Source organism: Pseudoalteromonas sp. GW168-MNA-CIBAN-0100, from assembly GCF_040309225.1.
Taxonomy (GTDB): Bacteria; Pseudomonadota; Gammaproteobacteria; order Enterobacterales; family Alteromonadaceae; genus Pseudoalteromonas; species Pseudoalteromonas arctica.
Genome location: NZ_JBEOOL010000806.1, coordinates 1 through 254 on the forward strand (window position 1 = coordinate 1; position 254 = coordinate 254).

A 254-nucleotide genomic window follows, 5' to 3' on the forward strand; every position below is an offset into this window, starting at 1 on the left:
GCTCGACCCGGTTCGGCAGCATCAGCAGGATGCGGTCGCCGCGCACGACGCCGATCGCGCGCAGCCAGTTCGCGATCCGCGACGAACGCTCGGACATCTGCGCGAACGAATACGGATCGCCCGTGCCGGTCGCCGCGTCGACGATCCACAGCGCGGGCTGGTCGTTGCCGCGCGCCATCGGGTCGAAGTAGTCGAGCGCCCAGTTGAACGCATCGAGCACCGGCCATTCGAAATCGCGGTACGCGGTGTCGTAG

The 254-nt window shown here is 68.1% G+C and carries 1 protein-coding gene; it reads right to left on the bottom strand.

Annotated elements, in window-relative coordinates:
- Positions 1-254: AMP-binding protein (locus tag AAEY62_RS23510; RefSeq protein ID WP_350636872.1), on the bottom strand; the 254-nt coding region annotated here is incomplete at both ends.